Consider the following 16,326-nt stretch of genomic DNA (forward strand, 5'->3'; position numbering starts at 1 on the left):
CTCTCCTTGAAAACCTGGCTGAACCTCAGAAGGTCGACGCACCGCTGCCCCAAGGGCCGTGGTGGAAATCCTTGCCATCAAGACGGTCGAAACCGTGGGCGCCGAAGAAATCGCGCTGTGCCTGGATGAGGTTTGCCGTTCCCCTGCCCTGGCGATAGGCGTCGAAATAGGTCAGCGCCGAGGTCAGTGCCGGAACCGGCAGACCAGCGGCAATCGCGGCACCAACGACACGGCGAAGCGCCGGAATCGATTCCTTGACCATGTCGGAGAAAGCCGGCGTGACGATCAGGTTCGCAGCGTCAGGCGCCTTGGTGAAGGCCGAGGTGATCTCGTCGAGGAACTGCGAGCGGATGATGCAGCCGGCGCGCCAGATCCTGGCAATCGTCGGCATCGGCAGCGACCAGTTGAACTCGCGCGATGCTTCCGCCATCACCGCGAAGCCCTGCGCATAGGCGCCGATCTTGGCGGCAAACAACGCCAGTTCCAGATCCTTGTTGAGCTCGGGGCCGTAAGCGATCGGGAAGGACACAGCCTGCGTCCCGAAGATCTTCTCAGCGGCTTCGCGCTGCGACTTCATCGAGGAGAGGCTGCGGGCGGCGACCGCGGCTTCGATCGCCGTTGCCGGAATGCCCATGTTCTGCGCCTCGATCGCCGACCACTTGCCGGTGCCCTTCTGGCCGGCCTTGTCGAGGATCATGTCGACCATCGGTCCGCCGGAGACCGGATCGGTGGCCGCAAGCACCTTCTCGGAGATTTCAATCAGGTAGGAGTTCAGGCGGCCCTTGTTCCATTCGCCGAAGATGCTGGAGATTTCGGAGGCGCTCTTGCCGAGGCCGTCGCGCAGGATGCCGTAGATTTCGGCGATCATCTGCATGTCGGCATATTCGATGCCGTTATGGATGGTCTTGACGAAATGGCCGGCGCCGTCATTGCCGAGCCAGGCGACGCAGGGCTCGTCATTGTAGCGCGCGGCAATCGAGGTCAGCACCTTCTCGACGCGCCTCCAGGACTCTTCGGTGCCGCCGACCATGATCGACGGGCCATGGCGCGCACCTTCTTCACCGCCGGAAACACCCATGCCGATGAAGGTCAGATCTGTATTCTTCAGCCGGTCGAAGCGGGCGACGGTGTCGCGGAAATTGGCGTTGCCGGCATCGATCATGATGTCGCCCTTGGAGAGATGCGGGCGCAGCAGCTCCATCTGCTGGTCGACGGGCTCACCCGCCTTGATCATGATGATGATCGGACGCGGTGGCCGGATCGCATCGACGAACTCTTCGATGGTCTTGCAGGGAATGATCTGCTTCTTCAGATCGCCGGCGCTTTCGTAGAATTCGTCGGTTTTCTCCGGCGTGCGGTTGAACACCGCGATTTTATTGCCTTTCTCCGCGATGTTGAGCGCCAGGTTGGAGCCCATGACCGCAAGGCCGATCAGTCCGATTTCTGCCTTTTCCACGACAAACCTCCGATGTGTCATTTGGACCGGTGTTGTGGCACTGTCTCGGTCAAACGGCAAGTCTCGCAAGGGTCTAATCGGTTCGCAAAAGCCAATGAAATGAGGCTTGCAATACCTCGGCTTGTCCGACAACCCGCCAGCTGCCGCCAATCCGGAAGCCGCAATTTTTCATGCGACCTGCCCGTAATGCCCTATCTCATGGTATTATCAGTGCATCGGGAGATATTGCATTGGCATCGGGAAAACGAAAAGAGACAGCACTCCTGGCGGCCCGCGCCGGCTGCTACCGTGAGTCTATGCCGCCGCCGACGCTGCGACGCCATTTCAGCCGCCTCTGGTCGCATGCGCTGCATGACGGACCGCCGGCAATGGTGGCGATCGTGCCGGACGGTTATTGCGATCTCCTCTGGATCGACGGCCGGCTGGTCGTCGCCGGTCCCGACAGGACGGCGGCCTTTCCCGTCATTCGGCCGGGCGCGACTGTCATTGGCGCACGTTTTGCGCCCGGCGCCGCAGCACCCTGGCTGAAGACGCCGCTCTCGGCACTGGTCGGCTGCTCGGTGCCCCTTGCCGACATCGGCCGGAAGGACACCGCCGAATTCGAAGCGCAGCTTGCGGATTGTCCCGACCCCTCGGCCGCGACGGCGCTGTTTGGCCGCCTGCTCGAAGGGACTGCGCGCGATGCGGAGGAGCCCGCCCGCGACGCCGCCATGATCTTCGCCGCCGCCAACAGCGCTCGCCCGGCGTCCGGTCTGCTCGACAGGCTCGGCATAAGCGAAAGGCAGCTGCGGCGCCGCTGCCACCACCATTTCGGATATGGCGCAAAGACGCTGGAACGGATCCGCCGGTTCCAGCGTTTCCTCGACCTCTGCCGCAGGTCGGACACGATGCCGCTTGCCCGTCTTGCGCTCGAAGCGGGCTTTGCCGATCAGTCCCACATGACGCGCGAGGTCGGCGAGCTCTCGACGCTGACGCCCGCGGTCATTCTCGACCAGCTCAGCTTGCGGCAAAGAGCCGACTGACCGTTTTGTTCAAGACGCTGCCGGCCGGTTCGTTATTCTGACGAAACGAAATGACAGGGACCTGCAGCCGATGACGACAATGCCCGCGAAAATCATCCACCTGTCGATCGAGCGCGACTGGCGCGACGTCTATGACTTCGCCGGCAAACCGGAGAACATGCCGCTCTGGGCTTCCGGCCTTGCGACCGGCCTCGAACGGCACGGCGCCGACTGGATCGCCCACGGCGCTCTTGGCAGCGTCAAGGTGAGCTTCGTGCCTGCCAATGAATTCGGCGTGATCGATCATACGGTGACGATCGAATCCGGCCTCAGGGTCTATAATGCGCTGCGCATCGTGCCGAACGGCGATGGCTGCGAGATCATGTTCACGCTGCTGCGTCTGCCCGGCATGACCGACGCGCAGTTTTCCGCCGATGCCGCCCATGTCGAGAAGGATCTCGCCATGCTGAAAGCCCTGATGGAGAGATAGATGGCCGAGAAGACAGAAAACCACGACCGCCGCATCGACTATGTCGAATTCAACGTCGCCGACATCGCTGCCGCCAAAGCCTTTTACGGCTCGGCCTTCGGCTGGCGTTTCACGGATTACGGCCCGAACTATTGCGAATTCGACGATGGCCGGCTGAAGGGAGGCTTTACCGATTTCGGACCGGTGCGGACGGGGGGCGGCCCGCTGGTCGTCGTCTATGCCAATGATCTGGAAGAAGTGCTGACCTCAGTCGAAAGAGCTGGCGGCACGATCTGCCGGCCGATCACCGATTTTCCCGGCGGCCGTCGCTTCCACTTCCTCGACCGCGATGGTTACGAGCTCGCCGTCTGGGCGGCTGCTTAACCAGACTGCCTAAGGCAGCCGAGTTGGTCAGGCTGCCTAAGGCCGCCGACCGGGATCAGGCAGCCTGCGACAGCCGATCGAGATCTTCCATAACGAGCAGGGCTCCGATCACCATGCCGCCCGCATCACGCAGCGGCGACATGCGACAGCGCACCTGCCGCGATCCGCCGCTGCTGTCTGAGCGCTCATAGGTATAGTCGATCTGGTCGCCGGCAAAACAGGCGTCGAGCTTGTGCTTGGCGCATTCGGCAAACCGCTCCTCGCCGATGAATTCGGAAAGGTGGCGGCCGATGAGTTCCATCGGCTTCCTGTTGAGATGGGTGCTGTTGGCTGGATTGGAATAGAGGTAGCGATAGTCCCTGGTCAGCACCGCCACGCGATCCGGCAGGCTTTCGAGGATCACCGCGTTGAGGAACTGGCCGTTATCGGTATCCGGCACATAGGCCGGCGGCGGCTCGATGCGCACATCCTGCGGCGAAGGCACGCGCCAGTCCGGCCCATGCGCCCCGAAATAGCGGTCGAGCAGATAGGAAAGCACCGATGTGTGCTCCGTGACGCTGGCGCTGTCGTCGGCATCCTGGCTGATCAGATGGCTCACAAACTGCAGCTGCATGTAAACTTCGAGCAGATTGGCTGCCCGGCATGCGAGGATTGCCTCGACCAGCGGCTCGACATGGCGGTCGAGCGCCGTGACGCGCCGGTCGTCGCCCTGGCGTATGGCTTCCTCGATTTGCACGCAACGCAAGGAAAAAGCTCGAAAAAGCTCCAGCAAGACGCCTCCACTCCCATTGTCCCAAGAGACGAGTCCGAAACCTCACATGGCTGCATTTCCCAAAAATGCGCCTTCCGGTAGACATTATTCGCGCCTTGGTGACGACTAACATGAAGTGCCCTCAGTTTCAATCCGAGAGCACCTGCCGCTTTTCACCGCTGATAAATGAGGGTGGGCGTTTTTGCAGCATGACGCCGAAAGTGTGAGCGGTTCTCGCCAGACATCACGCTCAAACTATTATTTTAGATCATTCTGTTCTAAGGCGCGAGCGTCTGCTTGATCTGCCAACGGTCGTGATACCAGAGCCACTGGTCCGGATATTCACGCACCCAGCTTTCCACCTTGTCGTTGAGCAACTGGGCGGCGGCCGGCAGGTCGAGATTACCCACGGCGTCGCGCGGCATATCCAGCCGCGGCTCGATTTCCAGCCGGTAGCGATTTCCCGGCAGCCGGATGCAGCGCGCCGGATAGACCTCGCAGTCGAACTGGCGCACCAGCTTCGGCAGCAGCGGATTGGTCTTGACCTCGCGTCCGAAGAAGGTGCCCTTCAGCCCCTTGCGGAATTTCTGGTCGACCAGCACGCCCACGCCCTGTCCTGCTTCGAGCTGACGGGCGAGCGCAAAGGACGAGCCGGCATGCGACGGCACCAGCTTGCCCATGCGCGCGCTCCTGAAGTCGAACACCTTCTTGGCGACATAAGGATTGTTCGGCGGCCGGAAGAGCACGGTCACGGTGAGCCCGAAGGCAGCACCCGCCACCGGCAGCAGCTCGAAATTGGCGGTATGGCCGGTAAAGACGATGAAGGGTCGCGGATTGTCGCGCAGGTCGAGGAAGATCGGGACGCCCGACACCTCCACCCTGCCCGGCTCCGACTTTTCGGGATCATAGTCGAACAGCTGGTCGAGGAAGACGTATTCGGCGGCAAGCCGGCCCATATTGCCCCAGCTGGCGAGCGCGATCTCCTCGATCTCGGCCTCGCTCTTCTCAGGGAAGGCGTTGCGCAGATTGGTCAGCATCAGTCTGTGGCGACTGGTCAGCCGGCCGAGGCGGCGCATCATCCTGTCGGCGAAGCGGATCGCGCCATCGGCCGGAAACAGCTTCAGGAAATTCAGGAAGCCGAACATCACCTGCGCCACCAGCCATTGCTGGAAATTCCTGAGCGCCAGAATGATCCGGGTGATGAACAGTTTCACGCAGTCAATCCATCTTCAGGATGATCTTGCCGAAGATCTGCCGCGATTCCATCCGCTCCAGCGCCCGGTCGATATCGCTGAAGCTGACCTCGGTATCGATGACGGGATGGACGAGCCCGCGGCCCATCTTCTGCATCGCATCCGCCATGTTCTCCATGCGGCAGCCGAAGGAGCCGAAGAGCTTCAGCTGCTGCTGGAACAGCATCATCAGGTTCATCTCTGTGGAAACGCCCGAGGTCGAGCCGCAGGTGACGAGGCGCCCGCCGCGCTTCATGCAGAGCATCGAGCCCGCCCAGGTGTCCTTGCCGACATGTTCGAAGACGACGTCGACGCCCTTCTTCTTGGTGAGTTTGCGCACCACGCCCTCGAAACGGTCGGTGCGGTAGTTGATGACGTGATCGGCGCCAAGCGCCTTGGCCCTCTCGATCTTATCGTCCGAACCGACCGTGGTGATGACGGTGCAGCCGATCTTCTTGGCGAGCTGGATCGCCGCCGTACCGATGCCGGAGCCGCCGGCATGGACGAGGATCGTCTCACCCGGCTCAAGCTTGGCATTGTCGAACAGCATATGCTCGACCGTGCCGAAGGTGACGGGCGCTAGCGCCGCGCCGATCGCGTCGACGCCGGGAGGGGCCGGCACCAGGAGGCGCGCCGGCAGGTTGACCTTCTCCTGCGCAAAGCCGTCAAGATGGAAGCCGTGCACGCCGGAGACATGTTCGCAGAGATTGTCGCGGCCTTCGCGGCAGGGGCGGCAGAGGCCACAGGTGCGCGCGCCATAAATCGCCACCAGCTGGCCCGGCAGCACATTCGCCACGCCCGGTCCGATCGCTTCGACGACGCCGGAAGCTTCCGCACCGATGACGAGCGGCATCTTGCGCTTGGCAAATGCCATGCCGCGCCAGCCCCAGACGTCGATATGGTTGAGCGCCACCGCCTTGACGCGCAGCGTCACCTCGCCGGCACCTGGGGCATCCGGTTCCGGCAGATCGGTGATCTCAAGCTTGCGGTCGTCGATCAGTTGCAAAGCGCGCATGGCAAAATCCCTCGCCTTGAAGGCGTTCTTCTTGTCATAAAAATTGTCGGGAACCGCTTAAGCCGGTTCGAGCGCCATGACAAGGCTGGCATTCTGCCCGCCGAAGCCGAAGGAGTTGGAAAGCACGGCTGAAACCTGAGCTTCCCGCTTCTTGTTCGGCACGACATCGAGAACGATCGAAGGATCGGGGTTGTTGTAGTTGATGGTCGGCGGCAGCGTTCCGGTCAACATCGTCTGCAGCGAGAACACTGCCTCGACGGCGCCCGCCGCCGTCAGCGTGTGGCCGATCATCGACTTGTTCGACGAAACCGGAATGCCGACGATCCGTTCCCCGAAGACGGCCGACATCGCCCCATGCTCCATCTTGTCGTTCTCCGGCGTCGACGTGCCGTGCGCATTGATGTAGCCGATGCCGCTCTCGTCGAGGCCGGCATCGGCAAGCGCCGCGCGGATCGTCGCGATCGCCGGGCCACCATCGGGCGAAGACCGGGTGCGGTGGAAGCTGTCGGCCTTGTCGCCGGCGCCCTTCATGATGCCGAGCACTTTGGCGCCGCGGGCGACTGCTGATTCCAGCGATTCCAGCACCAGGGTCGCAGCACCTTCGGCGATGACGAAGCCGTCACGATCCTTGCTGAATGGCTTGGAAGCTTTGGTCGGCGGATCGTTCTGCGTCGAAAGGGCTGAGAGCAGCGAGAAGCGGATCAGAGCTTCGGCACTCAGCGACCCGTCGGTCGCGACCGTCAGCGCGCGATCCGTGCGGCCTTGGCGGATTGCCTCGATGCCGAGCTGGATCGCCGTGACGCCGGAGGCGCAGGCGGTCGACAGCGTCACGGGCAGGCCGCGGGTGCCGAACCGGTCGGCAAGGCGCTCGGAAATCGCGCCGAACAGTGCTGCTTCATGGAAGGCCGGATCCGGACGTTGGCGTAGCGCCGTCAGGAAGCGCTCATAGGCATCACCCGGATGGTCGGAGGCCGGCGAACGGTCGGCAAGTTCGAAGCGCGCGCTCCACTCCGGCTCGATCGGCGGGGCGGCGAGGAATAGCGGGCCATTGAAATCGCCGGAAAGGCCGGCATCGGCGAGCGCCTCGATCGTCGTTTCGCGGGCAAAGGCATAGGAGCGCTCGACGGCGTTCGGCACCGGAATGCCGATGAAATCGACGGTGCCGGCGATCCGCGTCGACAGGCCCTCGGTCGGGAAGCGGTTGATCTCGTGGATGCCCGACGTGCCAGACGAAAGCGCTGCCCAGTTGTCGCTGAGGCCCTGACCGAGCGAGGTGATGATGCCCATGCCGGTAACAGCCACGATCGGACGACCGAGGTGATCTCTATAAACGGAAGCTGTCATATCTCTCACTCCTCACGCATCTGCGGAAAGAACGGCAACGCCCTCGCCGCGCTGGTGTCCGACCGTGGTCACGACGGCGGCGGTGGCGCCTGCCCGCATCGGCGCCTCATGGGCGGCATCGAAAGGTGGAACCTTGGCTTTGCCATCGACGGCAAGGGCTGCGAGTGCCAGACCCAGCGTGAACTGCGTCTCGATCGTATGGCCGGTGACGCCGCCGAAGCCACGGATCGCAACATCCGGCAATTGATGTTCGAGCACCGCCCGCTCACGGGCCGCCAAATCATGCATGCCGGTCGATCCGGAAAAGATCGCCGTGCTCTCAGTGGCAAGCCCGGCAGCCGGTGCCAAAAGCCGCTCCAGCCGAACTTCGAGATTGCCGGAATTGCGGTTGCCGCGATCACCCTCGACCGCGTCGATGACGGCATAGATATGGGCGCCGCGGGCTTCAGCATGCTTGCGCGATTCGAGCACCAGGAAGGCGCCTGCCGAACCGGTGATCATGCCGCCGCCGTCGCTCGGCTTGCGTGACCAGAGCGGCACCCAATCGCCGCGCGCATGGGCGCCGATCGCTTCGGTGAGCAGGATCATATCAGGCCGCTCGGCCGCGAAGGCGCCTCCGACAAGCGCATGCGAGGATTCGCCTGATTTGATGCGGTAGAAGGCGGTCTCGACGGCGGATATGCCGGCTGCTTCCTCGCCCATGAAGGTGCGCGACGAGCCGGTAACCTTGTGCACGATCGAGATATTGCCGGCGAGCAGGTTGGAAAGCTGGGCGAGGAACAGAGTCGGCCTCAGCTCGGTCGTCAGCTTCTCGTTGAGCAGCAATTCGCGGTCATTGCGCTTCAGCGCCTCATCGACGATCAGTGTGTCGACATTGATATCGCGCTCGCCGCCGCCGGCCGCCACGATCATATCCATCGTGCCGCAGGCCTCGATATCATCCTTGAAACCGGCATCGTCGAGCGCAAGGCCGGCGGCGAAAACGCCGATGCGCTGCCAGTTCTCCATCTGCCGCTGGTCGCCGCGTTTGGCGATCTGCTGCGACCAGTCGATCTCGGGCAGCGGATGCACCGGATAGGGCTTGAACTTTTCGGTCTCGACGATCGCTTTCGGCGCACTGGCGGCAGAAAGCAGCGCGATATGCGCGTCCTTGCCGACGCCCTGACAGGTGACGATGCCGATGCCCGAGATGACGACGTCGTTTGCAGCCTTGCTCATCCAATCACTCCCTGCGCCGCGATCGCTTCGAGAAGCCCGATCTCGCCGGCACGTTTCTTCACGATATCGCCGAGCGGCACCTCGGAAAACGGCATGGTGCGCAGTTTCAGCTGCGCATCGCAGACCTTCTTGCCGCCGCTGGTGATCTTAGCCTTGGTGACCGCGAAACCCGAACCGTCATGCTCGAGCACCGCCTCAATGTCGAGCACGGCTTCCGGTTCGACGAAAGTGCGCATCTTGGCGGCGTCGACCGTCATCAGGAAGGGCATGGCGGCAAAATTGGTGACGGCAAGCACCAGCATGCCGGAGGCCTGCGCCATGGTCTCGATCAGGAGCACGCCGGGAACGAGCGGCATGCCGGGAAAATGACCCTCGAAGACGGGGCTCTTGGCAGGCACGACGGATCGCGCCTTAAGCGTGCCCTTCTTCAGGTCCACCGCTTCGACGCGGTCAATCATCTGGAAATATTCCAGCAGCATTCGGATCCTCCGGCCCGACAGGCCAGATCCGCCCGCCGGTGATGCCTAAAGCGCGTCTGGTTCGCACTTTAGGTCTTTGTTATTATGCATGCCGTTGTCCCAAAACCGCTGCGCACTTTTGGGCGGCACGCACTAGTTAGGAACGAAACCGCCCGGCCGCCATATTCAGGGCGGCAGGGCGTTCAAAAAAGACTGATATGTCGCTCAGGCCTTGGCTGCTTTGAGCTCGTCAATCTTGGCGCAGAGGTTCTTCAGCACGAAGTATTCTTCGGTGGAAACCTTGCCTTCGTTGACTTCCTGCGTCCACTTTTCGAGCGGGATCTTGATGCCGAATTCCTTGTCGATCGCAAACACGATGTCGAGGAAATCGAGGCTATCGATACCGAGGTCGTCGATCGTATGGCTCTCCGGCGTGATCGTCGCGCGGTCGATCTCGCTGGTTTCTGCAATAATGTCGGCAACTTTGTCGAATGTAGCGGTCACGCGCTGTACCTCATGAAATGACGATTTAAACCCCCTCATAGGCAAATCCATTTCAAAAGCCAATGCTTTCGTCCCGGCGTCGCGGCAATTTGCCGGCTGGGTGTTGCCTAAACAGCAATGGAATGCCGGCATTTGCCGTCACCCGAACAGGCGTCGAAGCGGAAGGCGAGGCCTCTGTGGAATGCCCGCCCGCCGGCAGATCGGAGAAGCCGTCCGAATCAAACCCATGGATGGCCCTCGCACGGGGGCAAGCGCGGTTCCCGACAAAACCCACGGACGGGCATGCTTTGATCTAGATCAAACAGCGATCCTGGCAAAATTGATAATCCTCAAGCGGCGCTGGGGCATGCTGGCGATGCCGGACGCGCCAGTCGTGCCAGCCGTACGAGATTTCAAAAGGGATCAGGACATGGATATTGCCCGCAGCGAGCCTTTCGAGACCGGCACTCCCGTCGCTTGCGCTTCCTGCCAGGCGCGGCACGGCGCCGTCTGCGGCGCCCTGTCGAGCGGTCAATTGAGAGAGCTCAACCGCCACTCTCTGCGCCGCAAGATCGGGGCCGGCTGCGAGATCATCGCCCAAGGGTCGGAAAGCTCTTTCTATTCGAACATCGTGCGCGGGGTGGTGAAGCTCTGCAAGGTGATGCAGGACGGGCGCCAGCAGATCGTCGGTCTGCAATTCGCCCCAGATTTCGTCGGCAGACCCTTCATCCGTGAAAGCTCGCTGTCGGCTGAGGCTGCGACCGATGCCGAAATCTGCGTCTTTCCCCGCAACCTGCTCGACCGGATGATATCTGAGACGCCGGAGCTGCAGCGCAGTCTGCACGATCAGGCGCTAAAGGAGCTGGACGCCGCGCGCGAATGGATGCTGACCCTCGGCCGGCGCACCGCAGGCGAGAAAGTCGCAAGCCTGCTTTACCTGATCGCCACACACGCCGAACCGCAGACCGCCACGAGCACCGATTTCGACCTGCCGCTGTCCCGCGCCGAGATTGCCGATTTTCTGGGGGTAACGATCGAAACCGTCAGCCGCCAGATGACCAGGCTGCGCAAGAGCGGCGTCATTCGCATCGAGAACTTCCGACATATCATCGTGCCCGACATGGATGAGCTGGAGCGAATGATCAGCGCATAGAACGGGATCAACTGCCAACATCGGGGTCAGGCGCTGATCCGGGATCAGCGCGTGATCACGACGCGGGTATTGGCAAGGCCGGCCTGTCGCGCCAGCGAGAAGAACTGGGCGGCGTTATCGGGATGCAGGCGAACGCAGCCATGCGAGGCCGGCGTACCCAGACGCTTCAAATCGAAGGTGGCGTGAACGGCGTAACCGCCGTTGAAGAACACCGCAAACGGCATCGGCGCATTGTCGTATTTGCGCGAGCGATGATCGCGCGACAGCCACTTGGCGCTCCACGAACCGGTTGGCGTGACATAGCCGTTGCGCGCGGTCGAGACCTTCCAGCGATACTTGACGAAGCCGTTCTCGGAAACGGTCATCATCTGCTTGCCGATGCTGACATTGGCGACCAGCGTTGCTGCCTCAGCGGCAACGGGAGAAAACTGCAGCAATAAACTTGCGGCCGCAGCCGCCAAAATCGTCTTCATCATAACCCCTCTTCGAACTCGCGCAGCTTAATTGCGCCCTCACGAAAGAGAGACTACGGCAATACTTATTATATTGCTTTAATCCGAATGGTAATCACAATTCTAACGAGCGAAAAAGCGGGAGCTGGCGCCGGAAGACAGCGGCGCCTGCCTCACTGGAGTTTGCGCGCCGCCGAAGGCTTCTTGAGTCCTTGGTAGGCCTTGTTCATCTTCTCGCGGATCGAGGCCATCGTGCCGAGATTATGCCCGCAGGCCGCACACGTGATGATGTCGGCCTCCCGGATCTCGGGCCGCTCGAACTTCATCTTGGTGCTCTTGCACTTCGGGCACGGTAATTCAACCTGAACTGTCATCGCTCTGCTTCCGGTCTGATGGAGATATGAGGCGTTTCGCATAAACGTTTGAGTGGGAGCTGTCTACCGGGGAGCGTGCCGTGTGAGCCCCCCTCTGCCCTGCCGGGCATCTCCCCCACAGGTGGGGAGATTGGCTGGACGCACCGGCTTCCCCAAACAACTGGTGTCACAGCAGGGCGAAACCGTAAAGGGGCACGAAGTTCAAGCCACTTGTGATCTCCCCACCTGTGGGGGAGATGCCCGGCAGGGCAGAGGGGGGTACCACGGCACACCCTACATCCCGTATGCACGGCACGACCCTACAGAAAACACAGAAACAGCCCGAACGTAATGCCCGCAAGCACCATGCAGCTGGCATAAAACACCGATACGCCGTCCTCGATGTCGCCCGACGTCGCCATGTCGCGGCCGGCGTCGTTGATCATCGGTTCGCGCACGATGACGCCGCCATAGATGCGCGGCCCGGCCAGTTGGACGTTCAGCGCGCCCGCCATGGCCGCCTCCGGCCGGCCGGAGTTTGGCGAGCGGTGCAAGGCCCCGTCGCGCATTGCCACGCGGATCGCCTCACGGCCGGCGCTTGTTCCCCGCCGGATCCAGGCGCCGGCGGCAATCAGCAGGATGGAGAGGCGCGCGGCCGGCCAGTTGGCGACGTCGTCGAGCCGGGCGGCAGCCCAGCCGAAGTCGATGTATTTTTCCGACTTATGGCCGATCATCGAATCCGCCGTGTTCAGCATCTTGTAGGCGAAGAGCCCCGGCAGGCCGAAGACGGCATACCAGAGCGCCGGCGCAACGACGCCGTCGGAGAAATTCTCGGCGAGGCTTTCGATCGCCGCGCGGCAGACGGCTGGCTCGTCCAGCGTCTCGGGATCGCGTCCGACGACGCGGGAGACGGCGGCCCGCCCGCCGGCAAGCCCCTCGTCGCGCAGCGCGAGGGCAACGGCCGCGACGTGATCGGCAAGGCTTTTCTGCGCCAGGAAGATCGCCACCAGCCCGGTCTCCAGCAAGACGCCGACAAGGCCGAACAGCGCGAAGAACCGGTTGAACACAAAGCCTGCGGCCACCGTCAAAAGAAGCAGCGCCAGGATGGCGGCGATACCGTTCATTCGGCGTTGCGAGCTCGTGAGGCTTGCTGGGTTGAGCTGCCGGTCGGCATAGGAGATCGCCGCGCCGAAGACGACGACGGGATGCGGCATCCGCGACCACAGCCATTGCGGATCGCCGACGATCCGGTCGAGCAGCAGCGCCAGAAGCAGTACGAGAAGGTTTTCGTCGATCGTCATCGCTCAAATCTCTGAAGGGCTTCGCCAAGCCGCCTGTCTGCCGCCGGATCGGGAGTCAGCCCGAAACGCAGCCAATTCGGCGCATACTCGAACTTGCGGACGAGAATATGATGGCGGCAGAGATGCATGTAAATGTCGCCGGCTCTCGCATCGGCGACAAGGGTGAAGAGTGCCGTTCCTCCAGCCATCCGCACCCCCCCGCCCTTCAGCACCGCATGCTGGCCGGTGCAACGTTCATTGATGCGGCTGCGGATAGCCGAAACGTCCGATCGCAGCAGCGAACCGGCAATCGAAAGGGCCGGTCCGGAGACCGCCCAAGGTCCGAGCCAGTCTTCGAAACGCGCGAGAATATCGCCGCGCGCAATCGCAAAGCCGAGCCGGAGGCCGGCAAGTCCAAAGAACTTGCCAAAGGAGCGGAAGATGATGAGATTGGTAAGCTGCGGCGCACGGGATGCAAGACTGAGCGCTGGATCCGTATCACCGAAGGCTTCATCGACGACGAGAAGCCCGCCTGCTGCCTTCATCCTGTCGTGCAGAGCAATCAGTGTTTCGGCCGGCCATACCCGTCCGTCAGGATTGTTCGGATTGACAACGACGGCCAGCCTATGCTCGATCCCGATCGCGGCGAGATTATCGACAGCGTCGACGGTAAAGCCGCCCGAGGTGAAGGCGCGCGCATACTCGCCATAGGTTGGCGATACCACGGCGATCCTATCGTCCGTCACGGCGATCCTGTTGTCCGTCACATCGACTTGCTCATCCGCGACGCCAACCAGCCTGCCCGCCTCGACCAGGCGTGGCAGAAGCTGGATCACCGATTGTGTGCCGGGCACTGGCAGCGGCAGAATCTCGCCGCTGCCGTAGTGGTCGCGCGCCGCGCGCCTTGCCTCATCGATGAGGTGCCGGTCCGGCAGGCGGTGCCAGGCTCGCGCCGGAATGTCAGGCAGCGCGACGGGGCACGGATTGATGCCTGTGGAAAGATCGAGCCAGTCTTCCGGCCTGCCGCCGAAGGCGGCGGCAGCGGCGGTGATGCCGCCGCCATGGGCGATCGGTGCGCTCATGCGGAGGCTCCGGCAAGGTCGATCAGATGCATGTAAGAGCCCGCCACCTGCTCGCGCCGCAGCCCGGCCATGCCGAGATCGGTTCCGAGCGCATCCTGTACCTGAAACAGCCGCTTGCCCTCGCCCTCTGAGACGACGCTGGAATAGTGGAATTCATGGGCCGTCATCATCCGTGCGAAGAAGGCGCCGTCGAGCGGCACAACTCGGCGATAGCCGAGATGGCGCTTTCGCTCCGCATAGCTGGTGACGACGGGCAGCAGGCCGAGCATCTGATGGCGCTTGCTCTCCGCATCGATCAACCCGTCGCCGAGCACCATGTAGCCGCCGCACTCGCCGTAGATCCGGATGTCGCGCGCTGCCGCATCGAGCATGCCGGCGCGGAAATTCTGCGCCTCTGCCAGCCGTCCGGCATGCAGCTCGGGATAACCGCCGGGCAGATAGATCGCATCGGCATCGCCAGCCGGCGCCTCGTCGGCGAGCGGCGAGAAAAAAGAGATCGCAGCACCCCGGCGGCGCCAGCCGAGCAGCATATGCTCATAGGAAAAGGCAAAGGCGACATCGCGGGCCACGGCGATGCGTGCGCCCAGCGGCGGTAGCCGGTCGATATTGGCGGCCGATGGCCGGTTGAGCCCCTGCTTTGCAATGCGCAGCAGGAATTCGAAATTGCATTCCTCGGAGACCGCATCCGCCGCATGGTCGATGAAAGCGTCGAGCGTAGCATGTTCGCCGGCCTGGACCAGCCCGAGATGGCGCTCCGGCAAAGAAAGCCCTTTGTCGCTGCCGATGACGGCGATGACGGGCATGCGGATAGCCTCCAGCGCCTGTCGCAGCATCGCTTCGTGGCGGCCGCTGCCGACCTTGTTGAGGATGACGCCGGCGACGCGGACATCGGCACGGAAACCGGCAAAACCGGAAACCAGCGGCGCCACCGACTGCGACATGCGCGAGGCGTCGACGACCAACACCACCGAAAGCCCGAGCTGAGCGGCAAGGTCGGCCGCAGTTCCCCTTCCGTCGGCGGCTCCGTCGAAAAGCCCCATCATCGCCTCGATGACGAGGATGCGGTCGCCGGAGCGGTGAAGCGCGGCATTGGCCGAGATCAATTCCCCACGCATCGCCCATGGGTCGAAATTCAGGCAGAGCGTGCCGCTCGCCGCCGCATGGAAGGCGGGATCGATATAGTCGGGGCCGGCTTTGCCGGGCGCGACCGCAATGCCGCGCCGGCGAAGCGCTCGGAGCAACCCGAGCGTTACCGTCGTCTTGCCTGCGCCGGAGGAAGGGGCTGCGATCAGGAGGCCGCTCATGCCCGCACCTTGCCGGACCGGCGAAACGGATCGGGCTGCAGCCGCTGTCCAGCGAGTGCGCCGAGCCAGTCGAGCGAGGCCCTCAGCCGCACCACCTCGCCGACGACGACCACCGCCGGCGGCTCCAGCCCGGAGACAGCAACGGCCTCGGTCGCCTCTCCAAGCGTCGTCTCCAGCACCTGCTGCCGGCCAGTGGCGGCATTGCAGACGAAGGCGACGGGTTCTGATGGCGGCCGGCCGGCGGCCATCAGGCGGGCGCTGATCTCGGCGATATGCTTCATCGCCATGTACATGACGATGACGGGTGAGCCACGGGCGATTGCCTCCCAGTTGATCCGGTCAGGCACGATGCCGGAGGAATCATGGCCGGTGAGGAAGGTCACGGCATGGTTGATGTCGCGATGCGTCACCGGGATGCCGGCATAGGCAAGCCCGCCGATGCCGGCGGTGATGCCGGGCACGATGCGGAAAGGAACGTTGTGCTCGACCAGCGTCAGCGCCTCTTCGCCGCCGCGGCCGAAAACGAAGGGATCGCCGCCCTTCAGCCGCAGCACCCGCTTGCCGGCGCGCGCCAGTTCCACAAGCCGCAACGAGATATCGCGCTGTTTCGCCGAAGGCTTGCCGCCGCGTTTACCGGCATATTCCACCAGCGTTTCCGGCCGCGCCAGCGCCAGGCATTCCTCGTTGACCAGCGCATCGTGGACGATGACGTCGGCCTCGGAAAGCCCCTTGGCGGCTAGCAGCGTCAAAAGGCCGGGATCGCCGGGACCGGCGCCGACGAGCCAGACGCTGCCCGGCTCCAGCGCCGGAAGATGGGAGAATGCGGCATCGATCATTCTGCTGATCTAGGCCCCGCAAAGGGCAAGGTCAACGCCGCGCCCATCACCTCAC

At 63.0% G+C, this 16,326-nt stretch carries 18 protein-coding genes; 4 read left to right on the top strand and 14 right to left on the bottom strand.

Going from position 1 to position 16,326, the window contains the following annotated elements; genetic code table 11:
- Positions 1-25: 25 nt before the first annotated feature.
- A complete protein-coding gene (gene gndA / locus N1937_RS12045) occupies positions 26-1,477 on the bottom strand; it encodes an NADP-dependent phosphogluconate dehydrogenase (RefSeq protein WP_260058911.1) in 1,452 nt (483 codons plus the stop codon).
- Between the two features lie 209 nt (positions 1,478-1,686).
- On the opposite strand from gndA, the gene N1937_RS12050 reads away from it, so the two are divergent.
- The 3 genes from N1937_RS12050 (at position 1,687) to N1937_RS12060 (ending at position 3,310) form a co-directional block, all read left to right on the top strand.
- The gene (locus tag N1937_RS12050) at positions 1,687-2,478 is read left to right on the top strand and encodes a helix-turn-helix domain-containing protein (RefSeq protein WP_260058912.1); all 792 of its coding nucleotides are present in this window, start codon (positions 1,687-1,689) and stop codon (positions 2,476-2,478) included.
- A 70-nt stretch (positions 2,479-2,548) separates the two neighbouring features.
- On the top strand, positions 2,549-2,947 hold the full coding sequence (locus N1937_RS12055; protein WP_260058913.1) for an SRPBCC family protein: 399 nt from the start codon (positions 2,549-2,551) through the stop codon (positions 2,945-2,947).
- A complete protein-coding gene (locus tag N1937_RS12060) occupies positions 2,948-3,310 on the top strand; it encodes a VOC family protein (protein WP_017964658.1) in 363 nt (120 codons plus the stop codon).
- 55 nt (positions 3,311-3,365) lie between these two features.
- Here N1937_RS12060 and N1937_RS12065 read toward each other — a convergent pair whose 3' ends face one another.
- The 7 genes from N1937_RS12065 to N1937_RS12095 all read right to left on the bottom strand — a co-directional run bounded on the left by N1937_RS12065 (position 3,366) and on the right by N1937_RS12095 (position 9,832).
- Positions 3,366-4,082 carry a PAS domain-containing protein gene (locus N1937_RS12065; protein ID WP_260058916.1) on the bottom strand — a complete coding sequence of 239 codons (717 nt, stop codon included), beginning with the start codon at positions 4,080-4,082 and terminating at the stop codon, positions 3,366-3,368.
- A gap of 257 nt (positions 4,083-4,339) precedes the next feature.
- Positions 4,340-5,275, bottom strand: a complete 936-nt coding sequence (locus tag N1937_RS12070; protein ID WP_260058917.1) for a lipid A biosynthesis lauroyl acyltransferase — start codon at positions 5,273-5,275, stop codon at positions 4,340-4,342.
- A 4-nt stretch (positions 5,276-5,279) separates the two neighbouring features.
- Positions 5,280-6,308 (bottom strand): zinc-binding dehydrogenase, encoded by a 1,029-nt coding sequence (locus tag N1937_RS12075; protein ID WP_138390969.1) that lies wholly within the window; start codon positions 6,306-6,308, stop codon positions 5,280-5,282.
- 57 nt (positions 6,309-6,365) lie between these two features.
- Positions 6,366-7,652 carry a beta-ketoacyl-ACP synthase gene (locus N1937_RS12080; RefSeq protein WP_260058918.1) on the bottom strand — a complete coding sequence of 429 codons (1,287 nt, stop codon included), beginning with the start codon at positions 7,650-7,652 and terminating at the stop codon, positions 6,366-6,368.
- 12 nt (positions 7,653-7,664) lie between these two features.
- Positions 7,665-8,870 carry a beta-ketoacyl-ACP synthase gene (locus N1937_RS12085; RefSeq protein WP_179038883.1) on the bottom strand — a complete coding sequence of 402 codons (1,206 nt, stop codon included), beginning with the start codon at positions 8,868-8,870 and terminating at the stop codon, positions 7,665-7,667.
- Positions 8,867-9,349 carry a 3-hydroxyacyl-ACP dehydratase FabZ family protein gene (locus N1937_RS12090; RefSeq protein ID WP_260058921.1) on the bottom strand — a complete coding sequence of 161 codons (483 nt, stop codon included), beginning with the start codon at positions 9,347-9,349 and terminating at the stop codon, positions 8,867-8,869. The genes N1937_RS12085 and N1937_RS12090 overlap by 4 nt, the downstream gene beginning before the upstream one ends.
- A 204-nt stretch (positions 9,350-9,553) precedes the next feature.
- Positions 9,554-9,832 (bottom strand): acyl carrier protein, encoded by a 279-nt coding sequence (locus N1937_RS12095; protein WP_003540486.1) that lies wholly within the window; start codon positions 9,830-9,832, stop codon positions 9,554-9,556.
- A gap of 409 nt (positions 9,833-10,241) precedes the next feature.
- On the opposite strand from N1937_RS12095, the gene N1937_RS12100 reads away from it, so the two are divergent.
- Complete coding sequence (locus tag N1937_RS12100) at positions 10,242-10,964, top strand: Crp/Fnr family transcriptional regulator (RefSeq protein ID WP_260058923.1); 723 nt, start codon at positions 10,242-10,244, stop codon at positions 10,962-10,964.
- Between the two features lie 44 nt (positions 10,965-11,008).
- On the opposite strand, the gene N1937_RS12105 is transcribed toward N1937_RS12100, so the two are convergent.
- The 6 genes from N1937_RS12105 to cobA form a co-directional block, all read right to left on the bottom strand.
- The gene (locus N1937_RS12105; RefSeq protein ID WP_222294671.1) at positions 11,009-11,440 is read right to left on the bottom strand and encodes a L,D-transpeptidase; all 432 of its coding nucleotides are present in this window, start codon (positions 11,438-11,440) and stop codon (positions 11,009-11,011) included.
- Between the two features lie 149 nt (positions 11,441-11,589).
- Positions 11,590-11,790 carry an ECs_2282 family putative zinc-binding protein gene (locus tag N1937_RS12110; RefSeq protein ID WP_260058924.1) on the bottom strand — a complete coding sequence of 67 codons (201 nt, stop codon included), beginning with the start codon at positions 11,788-11,790 and terminating at the stop codon, positions 11,590-11,592.
- Between the two features lie 299 nt (positions 11,791-12,089).
- On the bottom strand, positions 12,090-13,070 hold the full coding sequence (gene cbiB, locus N1937_RS12115; protein ID WP_260058926.1) for an adenosylcobinamide-phosphate synthase CbiB: 981 nt from the start codon (positions 13,068-13,070) through the stop codon (positions 12,090-12,092).
- Positions 13,067-14,131 (bottom strand): threonine-phosphate decarboxylase, encoded by a 1,065-nt coding sequence (locus tag N1937_RS12120; protein WP_170255688.1) that lies wholly within the window; start codon positions 14,129-14,131, stop codon positions 13,067-13,069. Before N1937_RS12120 ends, cbiB begins: the two co-directional genes overlap by 4 nt.
- Positions 14,128-15,435: a cobyrinate a,c-diamide synthase gene (locus N1937_RS12125; protein WP_260058927.1), complete on the bottom strand. Its 1,308-nt coding sequence runs from the start codon at positions 15,433-15,435 to the stop codon at positions 14,128-14,130. The genes N1937_RS12120 and N1937_RS12125 overlap by 4 nt, the downstream gene beginning before the upstream one ends.
- Entirely contained in the window at positions 15,432-16,271 is an 840-nt protein-coding gene (gene cobA, locus N1937_RS12130) for a uroporphyrinogen-III C-methyltransferase (protein WP_260058928.1), read from the bottom strand. The genes N1937_RS12125 and cobA overlap by 4 nt, the downstream gene beginning before the upstream one ends.
- Positions 16,272-16,326: the final 55 nt, after the last annotated feature.

It is taken from the genome of Rhizobium sp. WSM4643 (genome assembly GCF_025152745.1).
Classification (GTDB): domain Bacteria; phylum Pseudomonadota; class Alphaproteobacteria; order Rhizobiales; family Rhizobiaceae; genus Rhizobium; species Rhizobium leguminosarum_I.

Coding starts and splice junctions, on each gene's coding strand:
- N1937_RS12075 (WP_138390969.1), bottom strand. CDS start 6,308: ATGCGCGCTTTGCAACTGATCGACGACCGCAAGCTTGAGATCACCGAT.
- N1937_RS12110 (WP_260058924.1), bottom strand. CDS start 11,790: ATGACAGTTCAGGTTGAATTACCGTGCCCGAAGTGCAAGAGCACCAAG.
- N1937_RS12080 (WP_260058918.1), bottom strand. CDS start 7,652: ATGACAGCTTCCGTTTATAGAGATCACCTCGGTCGTCCGATCGTGGCT.
- N1937_RS12100 (WP_260058923.1), top strand. CDS start 10,242: ATGGATATTGCCCGCAGCGAGCCTTTCGAGACCGGCACTCCCGTCGCT.
- N1937_RS12125 (WP_260058927.1), bottom strand. CDS start 15,435: ATGAGCGGCCTCCTGATCGCAGCCCCTTCCTCCGGCGCAGGCAAGACG.
- N1937_RS12120 (WP_170255688.1), bottom strand. CDS start 14,131: ATGAGCGCACCGATCGCCCATGGCGGCGGCATCACCGCCGCTGCCGCC.
- cbiB (WP_260058926.1), bottom strand. CDS start 13,070: ATGACGATCGACGAAAACCTTCTCGTACTGCTTCTGGCGCTGCTGCTC.
- N1937_RS12090 (WP_260058921.1), bottom strand. CDS start 9,349: ATGCTGCTGGAATATTTCCAGATGATTGACCGCGTCGAAGCGGTGGAC.
- cobA (WP_260058928.1), bottom strand. CDS start 16,271: ATGATCGATGCCGCATTCTCCCATCTTCCGGCGCTGGAGCCGGGCAGC.
- N1937_RS12105 (WP_222294671.1), bottom strand. CDS start 11,440: ATGATGAAGACGATTTTGGCGGCTGCGGCCGCAAGTTTATTGCTGCAG.
- gndA (WP_260058911.1), bottom strand. CDS start 1,477: ATGACACATCGGAGGTTTGTCGTGGAAAAGGCAGAAATCGGACTGATC.
- N1937_RS12085 (WP_179038883.1), bottom strand. CDS start 8,870: ATGAGCAAGGCTGCAAACGACGTCGTCATCTCGGGCATCGGCATCGTC.
- N1937_RS12055 (WP_260058913.1), top strand. CDS start 2,549: ATGACGACAATGCCCGCGAAAATCATCCACCTGTCGATCGAGCGCGAC.
- N1937_RS12060 (WP_017964658.1), top strand. CDS start 2,948: ATGGCCGAGAAGACAGAAAACCACGACCGCCGCATCGACTATGTCGAA.